15 protein-coding genes and 6 pseudogenes are annotated in these 26,833 nt (G+C 46.5%); 15 read left to right on the forward strand and 6 right to left on the reverse strand.

Annotation, left to right across the window (positions count from 1 at the left end; all coding sequences use genetic code 11):
* The first annotated feature begins 3 nt into the window (after positions 1–3).
* The 10 genes and pseudogenes from JCM12259_RS05505 (at position 4) to JCM12259_RS14015 (ending at position 14,044) form a co-directional block, all read left to right on the forward strand.
* On the forward strand, positions 4–1,230 hold the full coding sequence (locus tag JCM12259_RS05505) for a tetratricopeptide repeat protein (protein ID WP_036888604.1): 1,227 nt from the start codon (positions 4–6) through the stop codon (positions 1,228–1,230).
* Between the two features lie 184 nt (positions 1,231–1,414).
* The gene (locus JCM12259_RS05510; RefSeq protein ID WP_148299582.1) at positions 1,415–5,005 is read left to right on the forward strand and encodes a sensor histidine kinase; all 3,591 of its coding nucleotides are present in this window, start codon (positions 1,415–1,417) and stop codon (positions 5,003–5,005) included.
* 3 nt (positions 5,006–5,008) lie between these two features.
* Complete coding sequence (locus JCM12259_RS05515) at positions 5,009–5,734, forward strand: DUF5932 domain-containing protein (protein WP_025065702.1); 726 nt, start codon at positions 5,009–5,011, stop codon at positions 5,732–5,734.
* 6 nt (positions 5,735–5,740) lie between these two features.
* Positions 5,741–6,346: a hypothetical protein gene (locus tag JCM12259_RS05520; RefSeq protein WP_025065703.1), complete on the forward strand. Its 606-nt coding sequence runs from the start codon at positions 5,741–5,743 to the stop codon at positions 6,344–6,346.
* Positions 6,347–6,414: 68 nt separating this feature from the next.
* Complete coding sequence (gene yihA, locus JCM12259_RS05525; RefSeq protein WP_025065704.1) at positions 6,415–7,029, forward strand: ribosome biogenesis GTP-binding protein YihA/YsxC; 615 nt, start codon at positions 6,415–6,417, stop codon at positions 7,027–7,029.
* Positions 7,026–8,794: pseudogene (abc-f, locus tag JCM12259_RS14005) on the forward strand (ribosomal protection-like ABC-F family protein). The gene yihA and the pseudogene abc-f overlap by 4 nt, the downstream one beginning before the upstream one ends.
* Positions 8,795–9,248: 454 nt before the next feature.
* Entirely contained in the window at positions 9,249–11,345 is a 2,097-nt protein-coding gene (locus tag JCM12259_RS05535; protein WP_025065705.1) for a M3 family metallopeptidase, read from the forward strand.
* A 22-nt stretch (positions 11,346–11,367) separates the two neighbouring features.
* Complete coding sequence (locus JCM12259_RS05540; protein WP_025065706.1) at positions 11,368–11,802, forward strand: deoxycytidylate deaminase; 435 nt, start codon at positions 11,368–11,370, stop codon at positions 11,800–11,802.
* Positions 11,799–13,522, forward strand: a pseudogene (locus JCM12259_RS14010) (S41 family peptidase). The gene JCM12259_RS05540 and the pseudogene JCM12259_RS14010 overlap by 4 nt, the downstream one beginning before the upstream one ends.
* Positions 13,523–14,044, forward strand: coding sequence for a 5-formyltetrahydrofolate cyclo-ligase (locus JCM12259_RS14015; protein ID WP_148299583.1), 522 nt, complete (start codon positions 13,523–13,525; stop codon positions 14,042–14,044).
* Positions 14,045–14,381: 337 nt separating this feature from the next.
* On the opposite strand, the gene groL is transcribed toward JCM12259_RS14015, so the two are convergent.
* The 3 genes from groL to JCM12259_RS05570 form a co-directional block, all read right to left on the reverse strand.
* A complete protein-coding gene (gene groL / locus JCM12259_RS05555; protein WP_025065707.1) occupies positions 14,382–16,010 on the reverse strand; it encodes a chaperonin GroEL in 1,629 nt (542 codons plus the stop codon).
* Between the two features lie 31 nt (positions 16,011–16,041).
* Positions 16,042–16,314: a co-chaperone GroES gene (locus tag JCM12259_RS05560; protein ID WP_025065708.1), complete on the reverse strand. Its 273-nt coding sequence runs from the start codon at positions 16,312–16,314 to the stop codon at positions 16,042–16,044.
* 126 nt (positions 16,315–16,440) lie between these two features.
* The gene (locus tag JCM12259_RS05570; RefSeq protein ID WP_025065709.1) at positions 16,441–17,850 is read right to left on the reverse strand and encodes a threonine/serine exporter family protein; all 1,410 of its coding nucleotides are present in this window, start codon (positions 17,848–17,850) and stop codon (positions 16,441–16,443) included.
* A gap of 164 nt (positions 17,851–18,014) precedes the next feature.
* Between JCM12259_RS05570 and JCM12259_RS05575 the strand changes: the two genes are divergently transcribed.
* The gene (locus tag JCM12259_RS05575) at positions 18,015–19,706 is read left to right on the forward strand and encodes a putative transporter (protein WP_025065710.1); all 1,692 of its coding nucleotides are present in this window, start codon (positions 18,015–18,017) and stop codon (positions 19,704–19,706) included.
* Between the two features lie 301 nt (positions 19,707–20,007).
* Here JCM12259_RS05575 and JCM12259_RS05585 read toward each other — a convergent pair whose 3' ends face one another.
* From JCM12259_RS05585 to rfbC, 3 genes and pseudogenes are all read right to left on the reverse strand, one after another.
* On the reverse strand, positions 20,008–20,811 hold the full coding sequence (locus JCM12259_RS05585) for a DUF4738 domain-containing protein (protein ID WP_036888607.1): 804 nt from the start codon (positions 20,809–20,811) through the stop codon (positions 20,008–20,010).
* Between the two features lie 20 nt (positions 20,812–20,831).
* Positions 20,832–22,147 (reverse strand): annotated as a pseudogene (locus tag JCM12259_RS14020) (UDP-glucose dehydrogenase family protein).
* Positions 22,147–22,694 (reverse strand): annotated as a pseudogene (gene rfbC, locus JCM12259_RS14025) (dTDP-4-dehydrorhamnose 3,5-epimerase). Before rfbC ends, JCM12259_RS14020 begins: the two co-directional pseudogenes overlap by 1 nt.
* Before the next feature lie 156 nt (positions 22,695–22,850).
* Here rfbC and JCM12259_RS05600 point away from each other — a divergent pair.
* The 4 genes and pseudogenes from JCM12259_RS05600 (at position 22,851) to JCM12259_RS14035 (ending at position 26,826) form a co-directional block, all read left to right on the forward strand.
* Positions 22,851–23,966, forward strand: a complete 1,116-nt coding sequence (locus JCM12259_RS05600; RefSeq protein ID WP_025065713.1) for an HU domain-containing protein — start codon at positions 22,851–22,853, stop codon at positions 23,964–23,966.
* 23 nt (positions 23,967–23,989) lie between these two features.
* On the forward strand, positions 23,990–24,523 hold the full coding sequence (locus tag JCM12259_RS05605; protein ID WP_025065714.1) for an FHA domain-containing protein: 534 nt from the start codon (positions 23,990–23,992) through the stop codon (positions 24,521–24,523).
* Positions 24,524–24,758: 235 nt separating this feature from the next.
* Positions 24,759–25,477, forward strand: a pseudogene (locus JCM12259_RS14030) (cell division ATP-binding protein FtsE).
* 33 nt (positions 25,478–25,510) lie between these two features.
* Positions 25,511–26,826: pseudogene (locus tag JCM12259_RS14035) on the forward strand (aspartate kinase).
* Positions 26,827–26,833 lie beyond the last annotated feature (7 nt).

Here is a 26,833-nt window from a genome sequence, read left to right on the forward strand (position 1 = left end):
CTTATGAAAAAATTAATGATTGCCGCATTGATGATCTTAACATCATCATCTGTGGTGTTTGCCGGCGATAGCGACGCCCTGAAAGCCATTCTCAAAGCTAAGACTTATGCCGAAGCTGAGAGTCTGTTGAAATCTAATCTCGCCCAACTTACTACTGCTGCCGAGAAAGCCAAGGCCTATAACAAGCTCGTGGATTTGGCTATGAGTAAGGTAAGTAAGGAACAAGCCGTGCTTAATGCCAATCAAATGGCAGCCCAATTCAATCAAGGTAAGACAGAGCCTTACGACACATTGGGCATGTATAATGCTGTTTATGACGCACTTCAAGCAGGTATCGAATGTGACAAATACGATCAGATGCCGAATGAGAAAGGAGCTGTCAAGCCCAAATACCATGCATCCAATCAGGCACGTTTGAATGGAATCCGCGTTCATCTGATCAATGCCGGTCAAGCTGCAGCTCAAAAAGAGGACAAAGTCGGTGCATTGCGTAACTATGGAATGTATGTAGAAAGCGCTAATTCGTCGCTGATGAAAGATCTTGATAAGGCTAAGAATCCCGACCAATACCTCGGTGAGGTGGCGCGTGTAGCTTCGGTTTTCGCTTTCCAAAACAACAAATTGGATCTGGCCGACCAATACGTAGACGTCGCTTTGCAAGATACTGCAGTCTATAAGGATGCACTCAATCTGAAACTTTACATTGCTCAGCAGCAGCTCAAGACTAAGGAAGACTCCGTAAAATATGCGGATAAACTCAAAGACATTTACACCAAGGATAAGAGTAACGATCAAGTGTTCGGTCAATTGGCCGGTTTATATGCTTCTTTGAAGATGATTGATGCTGCCAATGCACTGATCACCGATAAATTGGCCGTAGATCCTAAAAATTACACAGCTTGGGCTTTGAAGGGACAGAATGAAATGAATGCCTCTAAATGGGATAATGCCATTGAATCTTACAAAAAAGCGATCGAGATTAAAGATGATGAACCGATTCTCTACACTTACTTAGGCTATTGCATCAACTCTAAAGCAGGTGGCATCAACAATGATATCAATGCGCAGAAAGCATTGTATCAGCAGAGCCTCCCCTATTTGGAGAAAGCTAAACAACTCGATCCCAATCGCGAAAAAGCTAATTGGAGTTATCCGCTCTATCAATGCTATTATGTGCTTTACGGTGCTAACGATACTCGCACCAAGGATATCGAGAAATTGATCAGATGAATCAAACAATAAGAAATAGACAAGAAAACGAATAGATAAGTAGACGAGTGGACGAGCCTATACTCGTTCACTCGTTTATGTCTTATGCAATAATAGCTACATTAGCAAACATATCAGCTATTTGGTGCAGCACATGATAACCATTCGGAACAGCCTTCAACCTTTTGCGAAAGCATTCTTCACGATGACGATATGGCTTGTCGCACTATCGGCTTGCACTCCTTCCAACAAGGAAAAAGTAGACAAGTTGAACGAGGAAGCATACGCCTGTCACTACCGTAGTTTACAAGCGACGGAGAAGAAAGCGCTTTCGGCGCTGTCATTAGCCGTTAATTACGGTGCGGGAAAGGCTGAATCGTACAACAACTTAGCGTTCGTTAGCATCGCCCGAATGGACTTTCCGAAAGCATATCGGCAATTAGAGCAAATCGCACCCATCACTGATAACCAGGTGGAACTCTTTATTGCTGACATACAATACATGCGATTGTGCCAGCGACAATCTAAAAACAAAGATTTCTATGATTATCGTGAAAGTGCTCTGCGCCGCATGCGCCGAATCAAAGAGGAGGAAAACACATTGAACGATCATCAGCGAGCCCGACTGATTTACGCTCGCAGTGAATATCATATTGTGGTTTCCACATATTTCTATTACGTCGGTCTGAAAGATCTTTCTATCAAAGCAATGAAGGCTATCAATCCGAATGGAGAGATAGAAAGAGATACGGCACAACTGTTGAACTACTGGTATAATATGGGAACGGGCGGAATGTCGCCTGCAAAAACGCAAGAACAGCTTGACCAAGTAGAATATGAATATCTGTTCAAGTGTTATCAGGTGGCTGATCAAAGCGATTATCCCTTTTGGAAAGCCCAAGCTTTACAGGCGATCAGCGAGCATCTGCAATCGCCGAAGACGCGACAACGGTTGATTCTTGATAACCAACTCAGCATCAATTATCTGAATGTCAACCGAATGCCAGATGATCTACTGGCCGGAAATTTAGCCCAGCGGGCAGTCAATATCTTCTCGAAATTCGGCGATGTTTATCAAACAGCGGGTGCATATCGCACATTGGCCGAATGCTATTGGGGCATCAAGGATTACCATTCGGCCTTGATCTGCCTGAAAGATGCATTAACCAAAAATCCGAAAATTTATCGAGCTCCCGATTTGGTGGCCTCTCTTCGTGAACAACTTTGCCTGGTGTATTCGGCCATCAATCAAAAACCCAACAGCGATTATAACCGAAATCTATATTTGGATTTGCAGGAACAGACCCGCCAAGATCGTCAGTTGGAGGCGCGTGCAGATCAATTGACTCGTTCTGCCGACCAACTCAATCTGATGATTGTGGCCGTGATCGTAACGATTATTGTCGTTTTTGTTCTGTTGGTGGTCTTCGACGGAATGCGTCAGCGCAATGCACAAAAGAATCCAATCAATTCTCTGCTCGAACCGCTGCGTGAATGGAAACACCAAAATGAACAAGCTGCAAAGTTGAACGAAGAGCAGTGCGAGGCAATCAATGACGAGATTCGGATAGGGAGAATACACATACAAAACAATAAGAAACGTAATTTGGAACAACGAGCAAAAGTTTCGCTCGTGACAAGCATCACGCCATTTATCGACCGGATGATCAACGAGGTGCATCAGCTCTCTGTGAAAAAAGAATCTGCAGATAGACAAGCAGAACGCTATGAGTATATCGCAGAACTAACAGATAAGATCAACGATTATAATAATGTGTTGACACAATGGATTCAGATGCGGCAGGGAGAACTCAACCTGCATATCGAGAGCTTCGCACTGCAATCTCTGTTTGATATCGTGAAGAAAGGGAGAATGGGATTCCAACTAAAAGGTGTGGAACTTGTTGTCAATCCGACATCGGCCGTGATAAAAGCCGACAAAGTGCTGACCCTGTTTATGATCAATACCATTGCCGATAATGCACGCAAATTTACACCGGAGGGAGGCATTGTCAGTATCTCTGCTGAAGAAAAAGAAGACTATGTGGAGATCAGTATCAAAGATAATGGTCGGGGAATGAGCGACAAACAGCAGGCCAATATCTTCAATCACAAAGGCTTCATGGATGAAAAAGAATCGATCGACAACATCACAGCGAAAGGAACAGACGGTCAACCTTCCCATGGTTTCGGATTGGTAAACTGCAAAGGAATCATCGACAAGTATCATAAAATCAGCAGTATATTCTCTGTTTGCAAAATTGCCGTTGACAGCAAACTTGGAAATGGAAGCCGATTCTATTTCCGTCTGCCGAAAGGAATTATCAGAATGATATTGATCCTGACGACCATTCTATGTTCAATCCCCATTCATTCGTATGCTCGATTTGGGAAAAAGAAAGCCAATGCCACCGTAAATGAACTTCGGTCAATAGCCAAATCCTATGAGCTAAAACAAGCAGCACGCTATGCCGACAGTGCTTATTTCTGCAATATCAACGGTACTTATGCCCGTACTTTCGTTTTTGCAGATAGTTGTCTGTACTATCTGAACAAGCATTACATGAAACGAGATCCAAAAGGTAAAAGTCTGATGGTTCCGTTTTGTTCTAAATCTACGCTGCCGGCAGAACTCAAATGGTTTCGCGACAGTCTGCATACACGCTATGACGTAATACTCGACATCCGCAATGAGTGTGCTGTGGCCGCTTTGGCTTTACACAGATGGGATGTGTATAGATATAATAATAAGGTATATACACAGTTATTCCGTGAGACTTCGGCAGATAACAATCTCGCTAACTATGTGCGGGTCATGCAGCGGTCAGAGAATAGCAAAGCCGTAGCCATTACAATTCTCGTATTGCTTTTATGCATCATCTTTCCTGCTTATTACTTCCTCTATTACAGACATCAACTTTATTACCGCTTCTGTGTCGACAGAATCCACAAGATCAATGAAATATTGCTCAACGAAGATACGCCGCAAGACAAACTGTTGAAAATAGACAAGACATGGAATAATAAGAAATTATCGGCTGCGATCAAACAATCTGCCTTGGTTTCCATTGTCAAAGAGATAGAAGAAGCTTTGAGACAGGAAATACAGACACAGAAGATGCAAGACCGGAATATCGAGTTGGCCGAAGATGAATTGCATCGCACAGAATTAGAAAACGACAATCTGTATATTTGCAACAACGTATTGGACAATTGTCTAAGCACATTAAAGCATGAGACCATGTATTATCCCTCGCGTATCCGTCAGTTGGTGGATAGTCAAGGACAGGATATCCGAATTATTCGCGAGATGGTGGAATACTATAAAGATTTATATTCCGTTTTGAGTGCACAAGCATTGCGACAACTCTCTTCGGTCAACTTGCATTGCCAGATTGTGAAAATGCCTTCTGTATATGCCAATCCTTTGCTTGGTGATTTGGATATGATCCAATATCTTTTCGAGATTTTGAAAAAACAGAATAAGGGTCAAACTCCCTCGATCAACAGCAGAGAGAAAGGCGATGCCTATGTGCGTCTCACCGTAAAGATGAATAAATTGAAACTCACCGATACACAATGTCGCTTGCTGTTCACGCCATCGACGGTCAATATACAGTTTTTGCTCTGCCGACAAATTGTGCGTGATATCGGTGAACAATCCAATGCACGCGGTTGTGGAATGACAGCCATACAGGCAGAAGATGGAAGTACGATCATTTTCATCACCTTGGCGCGTGCCCGACAACAGATATATGCAAACGAAATAGATTTGAAAAAAACATCAAAGCAATAAAATATGGATAACTTCAAAGTAATTATCGTAGAAGACGTTCCTTTGGAATTAAAAGGGACAGAAGGAATTTTCCGTAATGAAATACCCGAAGCAACTATCATCGGGACGGCAGAGACAGAGACAGCTTATTGGAAACAAATCAAACAACAACTACCCGATCTTGTGTTGTTAGACCTGGGATTAGGAGGATCTACCACTGTCGGCGTAGAGATCTGTCGCCAAACCAAAGAGAGTTATCCTCATGTTAAGGTGTTGATCTTCACTGGTGAAATTCTTAATGAAAAGCTGTGGGTAGACGTTTTAGATGCGGGATGCGACGGTATTATTCTCAAAAGCGGCGAACTTCTCACACGTGGCGATGTGGCCAGTGTGATGAATGGTAAGCGAATGGTATTCAATGAGCCGATTCTCAAAAAGATTGTGGAGCGCTTCAAATACAGTGTCAACAATCAACTGATGCGCCAAGAAGCACTTATCAATTATGAAATCGATGAATACGACGAACGATTCCTTCGTCATTTAGCCTTAGGCTATACCAAGGAACAAATTACCAATCTACGGGGAATGCCTTTCGGCGTGAAAAGTCTTGAAAAACGGCAGAACGAGCTCGTGCAGAAACTCTTTCCTAATGGTAATGGCGGTATTGGTATCAATGCCACTCGATTGGTTGTGCGCGCATTGGAACTGCGTATCCTCGACATAGACGACTTGCATCCTGACGATGATTAATCACAGATGAATAATAACAAAATATTTCCGATACTGGCCCTTATCCTCGGCATTGCAGAGATAACATTGGTTTTGTTGTCATGGCTTATTACAGCTGCCATACCCGAACTCACCATACGTTCTTTGTTAAGTAGTGAAGGAGTACGATGGTTCTTCGCACATTTCACGGAAAACTTAGCTTCACCTTGGTTGGTTTGGTTGCTGTTGTTGAGTCTCGCTTATGGTTCTTTGCGACATAGCGGATTATTGAAAGCTATCCGCACGATCCATACACTCGATTATCCCAAACGCTTTGCCCTGCGATTAGTGGCTCTGGAATTATTTCTATTCATCGGGATTATTTTGTCGTTGACAATTGCGCCACACGCTGTATTGCTAAGTATTACGGGAGATCTCTTTCCGAGTAGTTTCTCTGTCAGCATCATTCCCATCACCTGTTTTATGTCGTGTGTCTGTTCTGCCAGTTATGGAATGATGAGTGGCAGTCTTCGTTCATTACAGGCTGTGTTTTATTGTCTCACTATTGGCATTACCTATACCAAACCGCTATGGCTGCTCTACATCTTATTTGTTCAGTTATACTGCTCAATGACTTTTGTTTTCAGATTTTAAAACTCTCCACCTGAAAGTTTCTTTACAGATTAAATATCATAAACTTTACACCCGAATCACAATTGAATATGGAAATCAAAAACTCAGAATTTGTTGTCAGTGCACCCACCGTGGGGCGATGTCCGAATGATAACAAGGCTGAATATGCTTTTATCGGGCGATCGAATGTGGGCAAGTCGAGCCTGATCAATATGCTTTGCAAGCATAAAGGATTAGCCAAAACCTCAGCGACACCGGGAAAAACGTTGCTCATCAATCATTTTATAATCAATAAAGAGTGGTATCTTGTTGATCTGCCGGGATATGGATTTGCCAAGCGATCCAAATCCGTACAAAAACAACTGACGCAGATGATTTCAAGCTATATCCTCCAACGCGAGCAGCTGGTCAACGTTTTCGTGCTGGTTGACATTCGGCACGAACCTCAACAAATCGATCGCGAGTTTATCGATTGGCTGGGTGAAAGCAGTATTCCGTTTGCCATCGTTTTCACCAAAGCCGACAAACTTAGTGCCGCCAAAGTGAAACTGAGTGCCGAGAATTGGATGCGCGAATTAGAAGATAGATGGGAGGTATTACCACCCTACTTCATTACAAGTGCAGAAAAGAAAACCGGACGCGAAGAACTGCTTGACTATATCGACCAAATCAATCAAACCTTAACCGCAAAAGCACAACGATGACACCTTACGTTGATGTACAGAATTTGACAAAGTGTTTCGGAGCAGATATTCTTTTCGAGCTTATCTCATTCTCGATCGCCGAAGGACAACGCGTAGGACTCATCGCAAAAAACGGCACAGGGAAATCCACATTGCTCGCAATGCTCACAGGACACGAAAGTAAAGACAGTGGCGAAATCATTTATAAACGAGATCTGCGAACGGGCTTTCTCGTTCAATCACCCCGATTCGATCCACAGGAATCTGTGCTCGATGCCTGCTTCAATCATCAAGGAAACGAAGAAAAGATTTTAAAGGCCAAACAAATTCTCACCCAACTCAAAATTCGAGACCTCTCGCAGTCGATGGGGCAACTCAGCGGCGGACAGCAGAAGCGCGTGGCCTTAGCCAATGTGCTTATCACCGAACCCGACTTCTTGATTCTCGATGAGCCAACCAACCATCTCGATTTGGAAATGATCGAATGGCTGGAAAGCTTTCTCTCGCGCGGCAATAAAACGATTCTGATGGTCACACACGACAGATTCTTTCTCGATCGTGTGTGCAACAGTATCATCGAGTTGGATAACCGCACCATCTACACCTATAACGGGAATTACAGCTATTATCTCGAAAAGCGCCAAAGTAGAATAGATGCAGCACGCGCCGAAATCCAACACGCCAACAATCTCTATCGACGGGAATTGGAATGGATGCGCCGAATGCCGCAAGCACGTGGTCACAAAGCCCGTTATCGTGAAGAGGCGTTCTATGATTTGGAGCGAAAAGCCAAACAGCGCATTGAAGAACGGCAATTGCGATTGAAATCGAGCAAGGTCTATATCGGATCTAAAATTTTTGAGTGCCAATATGTATCGAAGACTTTCGACAATCGCAAAATAATCCTCAAAGACTTTTATTACAACTTCGCCCGATTCGAAAAAATGGGCATTGTCGGTAATAACGGCACGGGAAAATCTACGTTTATCAAACTCCTACTCGGCCTCGAACAGCCCGACAGCGGGAGATTCGACATCGGCGAAACTGTGCGTTTCGGCTATTTCTCGCAAGAGGGGCTGGCTTTCGATACCGAGAAAAAGGTCATAGACATCATCACCGACATTGCGACTATATCGACCTTGGCGGCGGACGGCGGATGACAGCCTCGCAATTCCTTCAATATTTCATGTTCTCACCCGATGAGCAGCACAATTATGTCTATAAACTGAGCGGAGGCGAACGGCGCAAACTTTATCTCTGCACCGTGCTGATGAAAAGCCCTAACTTCCTTGTGCTCGACGAGCCAACAAATGATCTTGACATTCAGACGCTTCAAGTGCTCGAAGAATATTTGGCCGACTTCCCCGGATGCGTCATCGTGGTGAGCCACGACCGCTATTTCATGGACAAGATCGTCGACCATCTACTCGTTTTCAAAGGCGACGGAGTCGTACAGGATTTCCCCGGCAATTACACACAGTTTCGTGCATGGAGCAGTCTGCAACCCGAAGTTCAGGCCTCCCAATCTGTCACTCCCCAAAACAAAAAGAAAGATTATCACAACGACACGCGTGTGCGGATGACCTATAAGGAGAAGCGCGAGTTTGAACAATTAGAGCAGGCGATTGCTGTGCTCGAAGCGGAGCAGCGTTCGATCGAAGCCGACCTTTGCAGCGGCAAGCTATCGATAGACGATCTCACAGAGAAAAGCAAACGACTGCCCGAACTCAAAGCCGAATTGGACGAGAAATCGATACGCTGGCTGGAACTTTCCGAAAAAGAATAGCTTCACTTTGCACTTACTTATGGAAGCCATCTTTTGGGTTTAATTCTTAATAAATTGCAAATAACAGGGGTACGACGAGTTGCTTTTGTCGTTATTTATTCGTCGTAGGCCTACGACGAGCCGTTTTCCTCGCATTTCGATCTTCGTAGGCCTACGAAGACTCGTTTTCGCAGTTTTCCATTGATTGTACCCCTACGAAGAGCCGTTTCTCTCGTTTTTTGATCATCGTAGGGGTACGAAGACCACTTTTCGCTGCTTTTCAGCAATCGTACCCCTACGACGAGCCGTTTTCCTCGCATTTCGATCTTCGTAGGCCTACAAAGACCCGTTTTCGCAGTTTTCCATTGATCGTACCACACTAACGTAAAAATATTCGTTAAATATCAAGGAAGTACAAAACAAGGCATAATATTTTACGTAACTTTGCACATCATTTAAATCATGAGCGATCAGTATGGATGAAATAAAAGCAGAGAAAAGTCAACGCATAAACCCATTTTTTGAACCCTACGCCACACCGCACAACACGGTGCCTTTCGGCCGAATCCAAATCGGCGACTATGAAGAGGCTTTCATGGAAGGCATCCGGCGCGATGACGAAGCCACAGACAAGATCGTCAATGATCCCACTGAGCCGACATTTGAAAACACGATTGCGCGCGTGGATACAGACAAGGGCGAACATTATTATGACCTGCTGGACCGCGTATCCAACGTGTTCTCCTGCATGCTCAGCGCCGAGACCAACGACGAACTCGATGCTTTGGCGCAGAAGATGAGTCCGATTCTCACCAAGCATGCCAACGACGTGCGGCTGAACAAGCGACTTTTCGAGCGCATCAAATACGTTTATGAGCATCATCGTGCGCTCAATCCCGAAGAGCAGATGTTACTGGAAACGAGTTATGACGGTTTTGTGCGTAGCGGTGCTTTGCTGGATAATGCGGGCAAAGAACGTTTGCGACAACTCACAGAAGAAGCCGGTGTCCTCTCTTTGCAGTTTTCTCAAAATTTGCTGAAAGAAAACAAGGCTTTCACTTTGCATCTGACCGAGGAGCAAGACTTAGACGGACTACCTGAGACGGCACGCGCAGCAGCAGCCTTGGCGGCTCAGGAACAAGGCAAGGCGGGGTGGATCATCACATTGGATTATCCCAGTTACTTGCCGTTTATGACTTACTCCACGCGCCGCGACTTGCGTGAGCGTCTCTATATGGCCCGCAACACCGAGTGCATTCACAACAACAGCGAGAACAATTTGGAGATTTGTAAACGTCTGATCAATCTTCGCCGCGAGTTGGCGCAACTCCTCGGTTATGAAACCTATGCCGACTATGTGCTCAAACATCGGATGGCGAGCAACGTGAAGAATGTTTATCGACTGCTCGACGATCTCATCACGGCTTATAAACCTACGGCTATCAAGGAGCGCGAAGAACTCATGCAGTTAGCTCGCGAACTCGAAGGCGACGACTTCGAACTGCAAGAGTGGGACACAGCCTATTACAGTCACAAGCTGAAATTGCGTAAATATAATCTCGATGCAGAGATGTTGCGCCCTTACTTCGAACTGTCCAACGTGATCAAAGGGATATTCGGTTTGGCGAATAAACTTTACGGCATCACGTTTCGAGAGAATCAAGACATTCCCGTTTACCATCCCGATGTGAAAGCCTATGAAGTATTCGATTCCGACGGCAGGTATCTCGCTGTGTTTTATGCCGACTTTCATCCGCGAAAAGGTAAGCAAGGCGGTGCTTGGATGACCGAATTTCAAGGACAGTGGATCGATCATAAAGGTGTCAATGTGCGTCCGCACGTCAGCGTTGTGATGAATCTTACCAAGCCAACCGCAGATAAGCCGGCCTTGCTGACACTCGGCGAGGTGGAGACCTTCCTCCATGAGTTTGGTCATTCGCTGCACGGCATGTTTGCCAACACCCGTTTCGAGAGCCTCAGCGGCACCAACGTGTGGTGGGATTTCGTGGAGTTGCCCTCGCAGTTTATGGAAAACTTCGCGGTGGAGAAAGATTTCCTGCGCACGTTTGCCTTTCACTATCAGACGGGAGAACCGATCCCCAACGATTTGATCGATCGCATCGTGCAGAGTCGCAATTTCATGACTGCCACAGGATGCCTGCGCCAAGTGAGCTTCGGCTTGCTCGATATGGCTTATTACACCCAGCGCACTCCTTTTACGGAAGACATCATCCCCTTTGAGAAAAAGGCTTGGGCAAAGGCCATGATCAGTCCGCAGCGATCAGACACCTGCATGACGACGCAATTCTCTCACATCATGTCGGGCGGTTATGCTGCGGGATATTACAGCTATAAATGGGCAGAAGTCTTGGATGCCGATGCTTTCAGTGTATTCAAGCAACATGGAATCTTCGACAGGACAACAGCTCAAAGATTCCGCGACAACATTCTTTCACGAGGCGGCACAGAGCATCCCATGACACTCTATAAACGATTCCGCGGCGGAGAACCCACCATCGACGCACTGCTCGAACGTAACGGAATCAAGTCACACCACACGTCTAACGAATGAAAGTCAACAGAGGATATATCGGATGGACACAAACAACAAACAGCGAAATTTAGACCTACGTTATCTTCGGATGGCAAGAATCTGGGCAGAAAACAGCTATTGCAAACGCCGTCAGGTGGGAGCATTGGTCGTTAAGGATAAAATGATCATCAGCGACGGATTCAACGGTACGCCGAGCGGCTTCGAAAACGAATGCGAGGACGACACAAACATGACCAAACCTTATGTCCTCCATGCCGAAGCAAATGCCATTACCAAACTCGCCCGCAGTTCAAACAATAGTGATGGAAGCACGCTTTACGTTACGGCAGCCCCTTGCATCGAATGCTCCAAACTGATCATTCAAGCAGGGATCAAGCGTGTGGTCTATGCAGAGAAATACAGACTCGAAGACGGTCCTGACCTGTTGAGGCGGGCGGGCGTCGAAGTTATATATTTAAACCCTGATGAAGAATGAATCAGAATAAATCAAATCGTTATATGCCGTTGCTGATGGCGCTCTGCGTTGTCATCGGAATCGTTATCGGCACCTTCTATGCCAATCACTTCTCCGGCAATCGACTCAATATTATCAGCACCGGAAGCAATCGGCTCAATAATCTTCTCCACATCATCGACGACCAATATGTGGATAATGTCAACATCGACTCCCTTGTAGACAAAGCCATTCCACAAATCCTGGCCGAGCTTGATCCGCACTCTGTTTACATCAGCGCCAATGATGTGCAGGCTGCAAACGACGATTTGCGCGGATCGTTCTCGGGCGTGGGAATCGAGTTCAACATTCGTCAAGACACCATTCACGTCCAGAATGTCATCAAAAACGGTCCCGCCGAAAGAGCCGGCATTCTCGCAGGCGATAAGATCGTGGCCATAGACGGCAAGCCTTTTGTCGGTAAGACCGTGACCAACGAAGAAGCGATGCACCGCCTGAAAGGCCCCAAGGACACCAAGGTTAAAATCGGAGTGATCCGTTATGGGCATTCAAAAATACTCAACTTCACCGTAACCCGGGGCGAAATCCCGCAGAAGAGCATCTCGGCCGTCTATATGCTGGATGCCAATACGGGATATATCCGCATCAAGAGTTTCGGCGAGACCACTTACACAGAACTGCTTATCGCTCTGGCAACACTTTCACAACAAGGATTCAGCAATCTCGTCATCGATCTGCGCGACAACACGGGCGGTTATTTACAGTCGGCCGTTCAGATGGCCAACGAGTTTTTGCCAAAAAACAAACTCATCGTTTACACCCAAGGGCGGAAATCGCAGAGACAGGAATACAGAAGCGACGGCCATGGCAGCTACCAGAAGATTCCACTCGTGGTACTCATCAACGAGGGGTCGGCTTCTGCATCGGAGATCTTTGCCGGAGCCATGCAGGATAACGATCGGGCAACGATCATCGGTCGACGCTCCTTCGGCAAAGGGCTTGTCCAACAGCAGATCGCTTTCTCAGACGGCAGCATGATCCGCCTCACCATCGCGCGGTATTACACGCCCTCGGGTCGATGCATACAGAAACCTTACACCTTCGGCGACAATAGAGATTACGAACAAGATCTCATCACGCGTTATCAGCATGGCGAATTTTTCAACCAAGACAGTATCAAGCACACCGGTCCGGCTTATCACACCGGCATTGGACGTGTGGTTTACGGCGGCGGCGGCATCACCCCCGACATCTTCATACCCGAAGACACACTCGGAATGACTTCTTATTTCAAGCAGGCCAGCATGAGCGGACTCATCCTGCAATTCGCTTTCTCATATACAGATGACAATCGGCCCAAACTGAACAACTTCAAGACGATGACGGCCCTGTCTGATTACCTCGACCGACAGAATATCGTCGACAAATTTGCGACATACGCCGACAGGCACGGATTGCAGCGTCGCAACCTGTTGATACAGAAGTCTCACAAACTGCTCAAACGCTATCTCGACAGCCGAATCATCTATAACATGCTTGACGAGAGTGCCTGGCACCAGTATATCAACCAAGACGACCCAGCTATCAAGCAGCCTTGAACGTGTTCCAGCGCAAGGAAGCCTTCCCGAAGCGACCCGAACCGAAATCGAATAAGGCGCGCAACGGGAAGACGGCCTATGTCGCCCTACCCTATGATTACGGCACGCTGCACCGCCATTCTCAACTCATCGCCCATGTTTAAATCAGAAATCAGGAAGCAAATCAAGCCCGCAAAGCCCAATTCAGTCGCGCGCAATTAGCCGACTTCTCGCAGGCCATCACCGACAGACTGTTGCATCATCCGCGTTTAAAGGCAGCCAAAACCATACTCCTCTATTATTCGCTACCCGATGAGGTCGACACCCACGAGCTGGTCAACCGGCTTGTAACGATGGGCAAGCAGATATTGCTGCCCGTGGTGATCGACGGCGAAAACCTGGAAGTGCGGCATTATCGCGGTTTGCAGGACCTGTGCGAAGGTAGCTTTCATATCTTGGAACCGGTCGGCGAACCCTTTACGGCCTATGATCAGATCGATTTGGTCGTCGTTCCAGGTGTCGGCTTCGATGCCGCCGGCAACCGTTTGGGCCGCGGCAAGGGCTATTACGACCGTTTGCTGCGACAAATGCCCGATACGTATAAACTCGGCGTGTGTTTCGACTTTCAGAAAGTCGAAACGATCCCCACAGATCAATATGATATTCAGATGCACGAAGTGCTTTAAGAATTGAGCACCTCGTCAACCATCAACAAACAGGGATTTAAGCAGACGTCGCTTAAATCCCTGTCAACGTATTCACGATAAAATTTGTTTTGTGTCGAGACGCCGCTTCTGCGGACTATTCGACAAGTATAGGACCTGTGCCCCACGAGTATAGGACTTGTCATCGACAAGTATGCTCCCGCTTCGAATACCCGCAATACTTCGTCCAGCCCATTTTCCCAATTTTTGATCTATCCAAGGGCTTGGACGGCTCATTTTTGCGCATGGAATCCTCACGAATAGAAAAAGAGGAGAATCTGGTTCGGATTCTCCTCTTTAATCGATTATTGGGAACAGATTACATCATGCCGCCCATACCCGGTTGAGCCATTGGCATAGCTGGCTTGTCTTCGGGTTTGTCAACAATGACACTCTCTGTGGTAAGGAACATTCCTGCAATGGAAGCTGCGTTTTCGAGAGCCACACGTGCCACCTTAGCCGGATCGATAACACCGGCCTTGTGCATATCCTCATACTGATCTGTGCGAGCGTTATAACCATAATCGCCTTTGCCTTCGCGGACTTTCTGAACAACGACGGCACCTTCGCCCCCGGCATTGACAACAATCTGGCGAAGCGGTTCTTCGATGGCACGCTCCACGATATTGATACCGGTCTGTTCATCGGCATTATCGCCTTTCAAACCTTTCAAAGCGTCCAGTGCACGGATATAGGTCGTACCGCCTCCGGCAACAACACCTTCTTCAATGGCTGCACGCGTAGCACAAAGCGCATCATCAACGCGGTCTTTCTTTTCTTTCATCTCTACCTCGCTGTTTGCACCGACATAGAGAACGGCTACACCACCAGCCAATTTAGCGAGACGCTCCTGCAATTTCTCCTTGTCATAAGAGCTGGTTGTGTTGGCAATCTCATTCTTGATCTGAGCCACGCGGTCTGCAATACCTTTTTTGTCGCCGGCTCCATTGACAATCGTCGTATTGTCTTTGGACACCGTAACTTTGTCAGCCGAACCCATCATTTCAAGAGTAGCTTGTTCGAGTTTCAATCCTTTCTCCTCGCTGATAACAACACCACCTGTCAGAACGGCAATGTCTTCGAGCATAGCCTTGCGACGATCGCCAAAGCCCGGAGCCTTAACAGCACAAATCTTCAAACCGCCACGCAGACGATTCACAACCAATGTGGTCAATGCTTCGGAATCTACATCTTCGGCAATAACAAGCAACGGGCGTCCACTCTCTGCTGCCGGCTGAAGAATGGGTAAGAAATCTTTCAGATTGCTGATCTTCTTGTCATAAAGCAAGATGTAAGGATTCTCCATCACGCATTCCATCTTGTCGGCATCCGTAACGAAATAACCGGACAGATAACCGCGATCAAACTGCATTCCTTCTACAACGCCGATATTGGTTTCGCGACTCTTGCTCTCCTCAATGGTGATAACGCCATCCTTAGAAACCTTGCGCAGAGCGTCGGCCAACAGTTTTCCGATCTCAGGATCGTTATTTGCACTCACCGTAGCAACTTGTTCGATCTTCTCGTAATTGTCATCAACTTTCTCGGCTTTGCTCTTGATAAACTCTACAACAGCATTGACAGCCTTGTCGATACCGCGCTTCAAATCCATCGGATTAGCACCGGCGGTCACATTCTTCAAACCTTCCGTAACGATGGCCTGTGCCAAAATCGTAGCCGTTGTGGTTCCGTCGCCAGCGTCGTCACCGGTTTTGCTGGCAACACTCTTGACGAGTTGTGCACCGGTATTCTCGAAACGATCCTCTAACTCTATCTCCTTAGCAACAGTCACCCCGTCTTTGGTGATCTGCGGAGCACCGAATTTCTTTTCGATAACAACGTTACGACCTTTGGGACCTAAGGTAACTTTGACTGCATTAGCCAACTGATCCACGCCCTGTTTCATCAGGTCGCGAGCTTCTATGTTGAATTTAATTTCTTTTGCCATAATAATTTATTGTGTGATTGGGTTTAAACAATTATTTATTTAAAACAGCGAGCACATCGCTTTGGCGCATAATCAGATATTTCTCGCCCTCAAACTCAAGCTCCGTACCAGCGTATTTCCCGTAAAGTACGTCGTCGCCGGCTTTCAATACCATTTCCTCATCTTTTGTTCCGTTACCTACGGCGATGATTTTACCATGCAACGGTTTCTCTTTTGCGGTGTCGGGAATAATGATTCCACCTACTTTTTCTTCCGCAGCAGCAGGTTGTACAAGCACTCTGTCTGCTAATGGTTTAATGTTCATAATTCAAACTATATTAAATGTTTTATAAATTGATCTCTTTACGAGTCACCCCACGCAAAGCGAAATTCGTGCCAAAGGCAGACAAGTGACAAATCTGGCACAACACCGCTGCCAGATATGTCAATTTCATTCTATGCAATGAAGATCTACAAAATTGCCACATCTTTTACGTTCGGCTATCAGCCGCTCTAATTTGCGTCTACGCTCAGGAGCAATCCAGCGACGAGCGAATATATTAGGAATAGCCACACCAACGGCAATACACAAGATCAATAACGACGCTCGGATAGCATTGTGCGTGGCTATGGTAACTTCTCCCACCACACCATGCATTTCAATGATCGCAAAAAGAGCACGATACATCAACACGCCCGGCACCATCGGGATAACACTCGGAATCGAAATACAATGATGCGGTGTGTGGAACACATGCACTAACTTAATCGTAATAATACTGATAAGCGATGATCCAATGAGCGAGCCAATCACAGGGCCCCAATCAAGACCGACATTATGGTTGCTGGGACCTAAGTTAACGAAATTCCGAGAGCACACCGCAATAATACCGCCGATAGCAACTACCCACAGCAAACGTTTCGGAAGATTGAAGATCATCGAAAATCCCATGGCCGAAATTGCTGCTGCAATGGCATATTCTATATAAGAATGATGGGGCGTCATCGGCAAATCTTTCACGAAATTATCGATTCCGCAGATCTTAATAGCAAGTGCGATACCAAATGCCATGGCCGCAACCATCAACAGCGTATTCACCGCTCGCACGATTCCCACTTCAATGTTGTTGTCCAACATATCACTAACAAAATTGATCAGCGGTACACCCGGAACGATAAACAGCGCACAGGCCATTAACGGATGCCATGGTGTGGCAGAATGAGTGAAAGGTATTAGCCAAGCAGGTAACAGTGATTCCACGACTGGCATAGAGATAAAAGCAGTCAAAAACGCCAATAATGTCGAAAAGAATGCAGCAAAGGCGATATTGGCATAACCGTTGGAACCGATTTCATTAAGCACACTACGAAGTCTGAATCCAAGGATCGCAGCAAGAGATGCATAAAAGAATGCCGGCCAGTCGCAACCGAATTGGATGCAGAAGCCTCCACAAGCGAATCCCGCTCCAACAGCAACCATCCATGGCGTATAATTGCGTTTGCGCGAACTGATCTCCTCCAAAGCCGTCTCATATTGTTCGAGCGAATAGTCTTTGCTGATCGCCCGCCAAGACAATCGACTGACAGCAGAGATCGCCTCCATGTTGATGCCATGCTTATCACAACGCTGGAATTTAGAGAAAGAATGCTCTTCATCGCTCAGATTCACCATCAGCATGTTATAAGTGATATGTATATGCAGATCGTCTTCGGGCAAACCGAGATACATGGCCGTGCGTTTCATATTTCGCATAATCCGACTCGTGTCGGCCGAACTCTCCACTAAAATTTTCCCCGTGCGTAAAAGCAAATCAAGCTTTCGGCGCAAAAGACATTCGGAATAATGTTTGTTTTTCTCCATTTTATCCTGTCAAAACTTCTATAAAATACCGATTTTGGATGCAAAGTTAGTACAAAAACTTGAAGGAAGCAGGCCAAGCCACAGATATTTGACTAATTTTCCGAACACATTTTCTAATATATGCAAATAAATCCGTACTTTTGCAGCCGAATAACACTACTATTATGGAATGGTTAATTAACCTCTTTACAACAACAGACTCTGTGGCGCACATCGCGCTGCTCTACGCCATCGTCATCGCGTGTGGCGTCTATCTCGGGAAAATCAAAGTTGGAGGAATCTCGCTCGGTGTGACATTTGTCCTTTTTGCAGGAATCGTAGCAGGACATGTAGGGTTCACAGCCCCTGTCAACATCCTGACATTCATCCAAGACTTCGGACTCATCCTCTTCGTATTCTGCATCGGACTCCAAGTCGGTCCTGGTTTCTTTGAGAGTTTCCGCAAAGGAGGAATCACACTCAATCTCCTTTCCACGGCACTCATCGTGCTCAACATTGGCGTAATGTTTGGATGCTACTATCTCTTCTTCGACACGGGCGATAAAAACAATCTTCCGATGATGGTCGGCACACTTTATGGTGCCGTGACTAACACGCCCGGACTCGGTGCAGCCAAAGAAGCATTGACCAGTGTCTTTGCCCAAGGTTCCGTGCCGGAAATCGCTTCGGGTTACGCCTGTGCATACCCTTTGGGAGTGTTGGGCATCATCGGCGCCACCATCGCCGTGCGATACATCTGCCGCGTAAACCTCAGTGATGAAGAAAAGGAACTCGATGTACAAGAGTCTGACAATCCACATGCCAAGCCGCACATCATGCACCTCAAAGTGAGCAATGCTTACATGGCAGGGCGAACATTGGGGCAAATCTCTGAATTTCTCAACCGCGACTTTGTCTGTACACGACTCTTGCACAACGGCGAAGTTTCGATCCCCATACAAAACACCGTACTCGAACTGGGCGACGAAGTGTTAATCGTGTGCGCCACAGCCGATGCCGAGGCCATTCAAGCTTTTATCGGTCCAATAATTGATGCTGAATGGACTGCAGAAGACAAAACACAGCCACTGGTTTCGCGCAGAATCGTTGTGACCAAACCATCGATGAATGGAAAAACACTGGGTAAAATCCACTTCAATAGCGTTTACGGCGTCAATATCACACGCATCACCCGACAAGGAATCGATCTTTTTGCCAGTCGTGAACACCATTTCAACGTGGGCGACCGCGTCATGGTGGTCGGTCCGGAAGATAATGTTAATCGTGTAGCCGATATGATGGGTAACTCCGTCAAGCGTCTTGACACACCCAATATTGCCACCATCTTCATCGGAATCATCATCGGAATACTCTTCGGAAGTATTCCCGTTGCCATCCCCGGAATGCCTGCACCACTCAAACTCGGTATTGCTGGCGGACCGCTGATCATCGCCATTCTTATCGGCCGATTCGGTTACAGGATGAAACTCGTCACCTATACCACCACTTCTGCCAACATGATGCTACGCGAAATCGGCCTTGTGCTCTTCCTGGCAAGTGTCGGAATTAAGGCCGGAGCCAACTTCTGGCAGACCGTCATCGAAGGCGACGGATTGAAATACGTTTACACCGGCGTGCTGATCACGATCATTCCGATTCTGATCATCGGCACAATTGCCCGGTTGAAGTACAAGTTCAATTATTTCACCATCATGGGAATGCTGGCTGGAACATGCACAGATCCTCCCGCATTGGCTTATGCCAACCAGATTTGTTCCAAAGAAGCACCAGCCATCGGCTATTCCACGGTCTACCCACTCAGTATGTTTCTCCGAATTTTCACAGCCCAACTGATTGTACTCTTCTGTTGCGGATAGATTCAGGAGAAAACTTAAAAATCATTCAAGGAGCTAAGCCTTTTCGCTTAGCTCCTTTACTTTACCACATTAATATGAATCATCACGTCATTGCAATTGCTATTTCCCAGTGGGAAATGAAGTCCACATGCAAGCAGGACCATTTTTCCAACTCTTTTATTAAGTCTTCCATCTACCGGTTAATTTCGTCAATTGATGAAATTAAGCTTGCCGGCTACCGGTTAATTTCTGCAGCTGTTTTTTATTAAACCAACGAGTTGCTAGCCTTTTTCTACAATGATTTTAAGAGAAACTGAAGCTTTTACTCAACAAATCGCATCGTCATTGCTCCGTCATAAGAGATGACGACCTCTACGATATAACTGCTCGGGCTGTCGGGCATACAAATGTGTGTGTAATAATGGAGACCGGCTGCATCGATGCGTGTCAACAGCATATCGCTCAGAATACTCTGGCTTAAGAAATCGGCTGGAACCTTGTCTCGGAAATCTGTCTTGCGGAAATCACGCGAGAAAAGTTTCTGTGCGCCTTTGAATACGCTGATGTGAATGATATTATCATAATAAACGTTGTCCACCTCTACGCCCTCGTCATTATACGAAGTTCTGATCACCTTAAATGTGGTGGGATTGACTTGCACATAGCTGTGATATTTTCCACCGTCGAACGTGACAATCGTGTCGCGCTTGATCAGTTGGTTTTGATTCAGAGCCTGCGGACGACGCGTGTCAAAAGCCATGAGGTCGACTTTATCGGTGCTGAGTGTCAGCCGAACAAGTTCACCGTTTTGATTCTTGAATATGAACAGATGCTTACTGAGCTTGACGATCAAATATTTCACGTCATTGGCTCCGTGGAGCACCAGCGTGTCGTTGAACACCTGGAAAGAGACGGGCTGACTCGTCGTGTCGGGATAGAAAATGGAATCGCCTTTGGCACGAAAGGCCACGTCTTCTTCGTCTTCATTCACCCAAACTCCTTGCAACATCTGCTTCGCTTTAAGGTCTTCCGAAGAGACAGAGATCGACTGTGCATTGCGGTTTCGGCACGCCCCCAACGCCATCAAACCAATCCATGCGACGACAATATAACGATTTGGCTTCATCACTCCTTTTATAATACTAGTCAACACCCGATGCAATGATATTCAAATCCGGCTTCTTTGAGTTCGGCAGCATCAAAAATATTTCGCCCATCGATAATCAGTCGGCGACGCATAGCCTTAGCAATGACCTCCCAATTGGGCAACCGAAACTCTTTCCATTCGGTGATCAGAAGCAGTGCATCAGCATCAAGGACCACATCATACATATCTCGTCCGTATGCCACAGCATCGCCCACGCGACGCCGGCATTCGTCCATCGCCACAGGATCATAGACATTCACACGGCAACCGGCCTTGAGCAACTTGCCGATCATGACCAAAGCGGTCGACTCCCGCATATCATCGGTTTCGGGTTTAAACGACAATCCCCATAGTGCAATGGTTTTCCCTCTCAGCGATTCGTCCTTGAATGTGGTTTGCAATTTATCGAAAAGAATGCCTTTCTGCTGTTGATTGACCCGCTCGACAGCTTTCAACACCTCCATCGAATAGCCTGCATCGTCAGCTGTCTTGATGAGTGCCCTCACATCTTTGGGAAAACAACTGCCTCCATAACCACATCCGGCATACAGGAATTTACGGCCGATGCGCGTGTCACTACCGATTCCTGCTCGCACCATATTCACGTCAGCGCCCACCAACTCACAGAGGTTGGCCATGTCGTTCATAAACGAGATTCGCGTGGCCAACATCGAATTAGCGGCATATTTGGTCATTTCGGCGCTGGGAATATCCATAAAGATCACGCGGAAATTGTTGAGAAGAAACGGTTTGTAGAGACGGGTGAGCAATGCTTTGGCCTTTTCGCTCTCCACGCCCACAACCACTCTGTCGGGACTCATGAAGTCTTTGATGCGTTGCCTTCCTTTAAAAACTCCGGATTGCTGGCCACATCGAAATCTGTTTCAATGCCGCGGCGATCGAGTTCGGTCTGAATTGTTTCCCGAACTCGACGTGCTGTGCCCACGGGGACAGTGCTTTTTGTGACCACGACAATATATTTACGGAGATTCTCCCCTATTGTCCGGGCCACTTGCAACACGTAACTCAAATCTGCACTACCATCTTCGTCGGGCGGCGTACCCACTGCTGAAAACACGATCTGCTGTTCGTTCAACACCTCGGCCAATGAAGTGGTAAACCGAAGTCTACCCGCCCGAATATTTTTCAACACAAGTTCATCCAATCCCGGTTCATAAATGGGGATATCACCCCGCTTCAATCGCTCAATTTTCTGCACATCGACGTCCACGCAAGTGACCACAGCACCCGTGTCGGCAAAGCATGCTCCCGACACAAGTCCTACATATCCAGTACCGACAATGGCTATATTCATTACTCGAAAATTTCTGCTTCGCGCAGCGATTTGGCCTTGGAATCTTTCTCGCTCATCACCACATCTTTCGTGTCGATAGGCCAGTCGATGCTGATTTCTTCATCATTCCAGCGGATACTTGCCTCGGCCTGCGGGGCATAAACATTGTCCACCTTATATGTAAAGACGGCTTCGTCGCTCAAAACAAGAAACCCATGGGCGAAGCCCCGCGGTATGAAAAACTGCCGTTTGTTCTCATCGCTCAGTTCGACCATCACATATTGTCCGAAAGTCGGTGAACTTTTGCGCAGATCTACGGCCACATCCAAGACCCGTCCTTTGATAACTCGCACGAGTTTGGCCTGAGAGTACGCACCTTTTTGATAATGAAGACCGCGCAGAACGCCGTAACTCGACTTCGATTCATTGTCCTGAACAAAGTCGACAGGTCCGACTTGCGCTTCAAATTCGGCTTTCTTCCAAGCTCGAAGAAGTATCCGCGGGCATCGTTAAACACTTTCGGTTCAAGGATATACACTCCTTCGATTGCTGTCTTGATATATTCCATAAAGATAATAACGTGTCTTGTAAAATCGGCAACAAAGGTAAACAATAAATCTGACAACCGATCATATTGCATGGAGAATTAACTTGCCCATCCTCAAAAGTGTTTTTTATACTTAATCGTTTGTCGATTTCAGCGAAAAGACGTAATTTTGCAACCGTGATTGAATTAGAAAGACATATCGAAATACTGCTTTTGAACAATGATTGCGTGATCATTCCGGGCTTCGGAGGCTTCACCGCACATCATGTCGAAGCACGATATGACGAGGCAGAACAGCTTTTTCTTCCTCCGTTACGCACACTCGGATTCAATCCTCAACTCACAATGAACGACTCGCTGTTGGCTCTTTCCTATGTGGAAGCCTATGACATCAGTTACCCCGAAGCGCTTCGGCGCATCGACGACGATGTGCGCGAACTCAGACAAAGACTCGAAGAGGAAGGCAGTTATGAGTTGAATTACATCGGAACAATCCGTGTTAACGATGAAGGACACTATGAGTTCGCCCCCAGTGAAGCCGGTATCTTGACGCCGAAACTATACGGTCTCAGTTCGTTTGAATTCCTTCGAATCGCGACATCATCGTCAACCGCTTTGCAAAAGACCGTTTCCGACGAGGCAACTAACGATAAACCAGAGCCTGAAAGCACGTTAGTTGCAAGCTCATTAACGGTATCTGAGAAACCGACTGTTGATCCTACCGAAACAGAAGAGCCGTCAGACGCTGCTGCAGCCATATTGACAAGTTCGCCGGAAAAGACCGTGAGCATTCGTGTAAGCGTGTTGCGCGACTTCGCCATTGCGGCTTGCGTCGTTCTCGCTTTCCTACTTTTCCCTACTCGTTTGAGCATCAATGATCCGCATACAACGCAAAGCGGCAAACTCGACACAAGTTTGCTCTATCGCGTGATGCCCAAAGACATTACCACCGGACAGGTTCCTACACAATTGATCAAGCCTCAAACGCAAACTTCCCAGGCAGAGCCGACTGCAAAAGAAACGACCAAACCCACAGCCGAACCGATAGACACGCTTTTCGGGAAGCCTTATTTCAGTATCGTTTTGGCCAGTCGTGTCACCCTCAAAAATGCCCAAGCCTATGTCGATCAGCTCCATCGCAATGGTTACGAAGAGGCCTCTGTGCTGCGCAGAAAGAAAGGAGCAAAAGTCATTTTCGGTCGATTCAAAACCCAAAACGAGGCTTATACATCTTTGAGAAGCCTACGTCGGCACAGCGAATTTGCCGAAGCATGGGTGATGTTGATTAAATAACGCCCCCTCACTAATTCTTGATTATGAAACGAGTACGCTGTCCCAAGTGCGACAATTACATCACATTTGATGAAACACAATATGCGTCCGGCCAATCATTGGTATTCCAATGCCCTGCATGCGGTAAGGAATTTGGCATCCGAATCGGTGTTTCCAAACTTCGCAACACGCAGAAAGACGAAGTGACCGACGAACAAGCAAACGAACAAGGATGCGGTTCTATCGTGGTGATCGAGAATGTGTTCCATTACAAACAGGTCATTCCACTTCGCATGGGTGATAATGTCATCGGTCGATACATGAAAAACAGCGGCATCAACTGCCCCATCGAAACACGCGATCCCAGCATAGACATGACGCATTGTTTCATCCATGTGAGTCGCGATAAGCATGGCGCACTGCAATATATACTGCGCGACGGACCGAGCTATACGGGTACTTTCGTGGGCAACGACATCCTCGGCGACCGCGAACGACGCGTGATCGAAGACGGAACGCTCTTTACCATCGGTGCCACCAGCATTGTCTTGCGGGCTGCCGGACATCCGGACGAATAACCAACTGTTTCTCCACAGTTTCTCAAACACCGTTTTTCGTTTTCCCATTTATACTTATTTACCGTCTGAAAAGCCGTTAATGAGGGGCCGAAAAGCATCTTTTCATCATGCCCGTTTATTTGATTCTCCCGATCAAAATATAAGAACGAACACACATTATTCAACAGAAAATTCGTAACTTTGCCACAAAATAGCACGGGAAAAATATCATATCATCATCTAAATAAGAATCGGAATGCTTATAGATTACCGAAAAGTAAATATATATACCAAGCTGATGCGCTCGTCTTGAAAGAGGCGAATTTCAAAGCCGATGAAGGCGAATTTATCTACATCATCGGCAAAGTGGGATCGGGAAAAACATCGCTGCTCAAAACGCTCTATTGCGAACTCGACATCGAATCGGATGAAGCCGAGAAGGCAGAAGTGCTCGGACGCGATCTAAAAACATTGAAACGAAAAGAGATTCCGGCTCTGCGTAAAGAGATGGGAATCATCTTTCAGGATTTCCAATTGCTTCGCGACATCAATATCTACAAGAATCTGCATTTCGTTTTGAAAGCAACGGGGTGGAAAAATAAGACTGAAATCGACGAGCGTATCGATGAAGTACTCGACAGTGTGGGGATGAAAGACAAGCGAAACAAGATGCCGCATGAGTTGTCGGGCGGTGAACAGCAACGCATCGCCATTGCAAGAGCGATTCTGAATAGGCCTAAAATCATCATTGCCGACGAACCAACAGGTAACTTAGACACCGAAACGGCTGCTCATATAGTGTCTTTGCTCAAACAAATCACGCAGTCGGGTACGGCCGTTATCATGACAACGCATAACATTCAATTGCTCGACCGATTCCCAGGTATCGTCTATCAATGTAAAGACGACACACTCGAAGAAATCACAGAAGCATACAGCAAACTGGATTTGACGGAAGACAGCGAAGAGAATTAAGCATTTTTACAAGGGATTTTTAGTTAAATGCGTATGAAAGTAATGAAATTCGGCGGCACGTCTGTCGGTTCGGCAGATCGTATGAAGCATGTAGCCGCTCTGATCACAGCACCCGGCGAGCTGCATTTGTTGTTCTTTCGGCCATGTCGGGTACAACAAATGCGTTGATAGAAGCCGCTGATTATCTTTATAAAAGGAATCCGGAAGGAGCTAATGAGGTGATCAACGCATTGGAAAAAAAATATATCCAACACATCGAAGAGCTTTATTCCACGAATGAATACAAGGAGAAAACGAGCGAATTTATACGAAATGAATTCGAATATCTGCGCTCTTTTACCAAGGATTTGTTCACTTCGTTTGAAGAGAAACAGATGGTTGCGCAGGGAGAGATCATCAGCACGAATATGGTTGTCAATTACTTGCACGAGCAAGGCACACGAGCAATTCTGTTGAATGCGCTCGACTTCATGCGAACAGATAAAAATTCGGAACCCGATCCGGCATATATCAGACAGCATCTCACGACTTTGATGACAGAGAATAAGGGGTATCAGATTTATCTCACACAAGGTTTTATCTGTCGGAATGCGTATGGCGAAGTAGATAATTTGCTTCGCGGAGGTTCCGATTATACAGCTTCTCTGGTGGGAGTAGCCCTGAATGTCGAAGAGATTCAGATCTGGACGGACATCGATGGGATGCACAATAATGATCCGCGAATCGTCGATCACACTGAGGCTGTGCATCAATTGAACTTTGAAGAGGCCGCAGAGCTAGCTTATTTCGGTGCAAAGATTCTGCATCCGACGTGTGTTCAGCCTGCCAAATACGCCGGAATACCTGTCCGTTTAAAGAATACGATGGATCCGGATGCAGAAGGTACGCTGGTTGATAATCATCTTTCGCACGGCAAATTTAAAGCCGTGGCAGCCAAAGACAATATAACCGCCATTCAAATCAGGTCGAGTCACATGCTGCTTGCGGCCGGATTTCTTCGCAAAGTATTTGAAATCTTCGAGAGTTATCAAACTCCCATCGACATGATAGCCACCAGTGAAGTTGCTGTTTCAATGAGTATAGACAACAATTCACGGTTAGCCGAGATTGTAGATGAGTTAAAGAAGTATGGAACAGTGACTGTTGACAGCGGGATGTGCATCATTTGCGTTGTCGGAGATTTGCATTGGAGTAACAAAGGATTTGAAACGCGAGCATTGGAAGCGATGAAAGATATCCCTGTGCGAATGATTTCGTATGGTGGAAGTAATTATAATATCTCATTCCTCGTTAAAGAATCAGATAAGAAACAGGCTTTGCAGTGTCTTAGTCGGGTATTATTTAAATAAGGAGCAG

Source organism: Hoylesella enoeca JCM 12259, from assembly GCF_000613405.1.
GTDB classification, from domain to species: Bacteria; Bacteroidota; Bacteroidia; order Bacteroidales; family Bacteroidaceae; genus Prevotella; species Prevotella enoeca.

Excerpts from the sequence above, each read along its gene's own strand:
- JCM12259_RS05505 (WP_036888604.1), top strand. The coding sequence starts at position 4 with ATGAAAAAATTAATGATTGCCGCATTGATGATCTTAACATCATCATCT.
- JCM12259_RS05510 (WP_148299582.1), top strand. The coding sequence starts at position 1,415 with ATGACGATATGGCTTGTCGCACTATCGGCTTGCACTCCTTCCAACAAG.
- JCM12259_RS05515 (WP_025065702.1), top strand. The coding sequence starts at position 5,009 with ATGGATAACTTCAAAGTAATTATCGTAGAAGACGTTCCTTTGGAATTA.
- JCM12259_RS05520 (WP_025065703.1), top strand. The coding sequence starts at position 5,741 with ATGAATAATAACAAAATATTTCCGATACTGGCCCTTATCCTCGGCATT.
- yihA (WP_025065704.1), top strand. The coding sequence starts at position 6,415 with ATGGAAATCAAAAACTCAGAATTTGTTGTCAGTGCACCCACCGTGGGG.
- JCM12259_RS05535 (WP_025065705.1), top strand. The coding sequence starts at position 9,249 with ATGGATGAAATAAAAGCAGAGAAAAGTCAACGCATAAACCCATTTTTT.
- JCM12259_RS05540 (WP_025065706.1), top strand. The coding sequence starts at position 11,368 with ATGGACACAAACAACAAACAGCGAAATTTAGACCTACGTTATCTTCGG.
- groL (WP_025065707.1), bottom strand. The coding sequence starts at position 16,010 with ATGGCAAAAGAAATTAAATTCAACATAGAAGCTCGCGACCTGATGAAA.
- JCM12259_RS05560 (WP_025065708.1), bottom strand. The coding sequence starts at position 16,314 with ATGAACATTAAACCATTAGCAGACAGAGTGCTTGTACAACCTGCTGCT.
- JCM12259_RS05570 (WP_025065709.1), bottom strand. The coding sequence starts at position 17,850 with ATGGAGAAAAACAAACATTATTCCGAATGTCTTTTGCGCCGAAAGCTT.
- JCM12259_RS05575 (WP_025065710.1), top strand. The coding sequence starts at position 18,015 with ATGGAATGGTTAATTAACCTCTTTACAACAACAGACTCTGTGGCGCAC.
- JCM12259_RS05585 (WP_036888607.1), bottom strand. The coding sequence starts at position 20,811 with ATGAAGCCAAATCGTTATATTGTCGTCGCATGGATTGGTTTGATGGCG.
- JCM12259_RS05605 (WP_025065714.1), top strand. The coding sequence starts at position 23,990 with ATGAAACGAGTACGCTGTCCCAAGTGCGACAATTACATCACATTTGAT.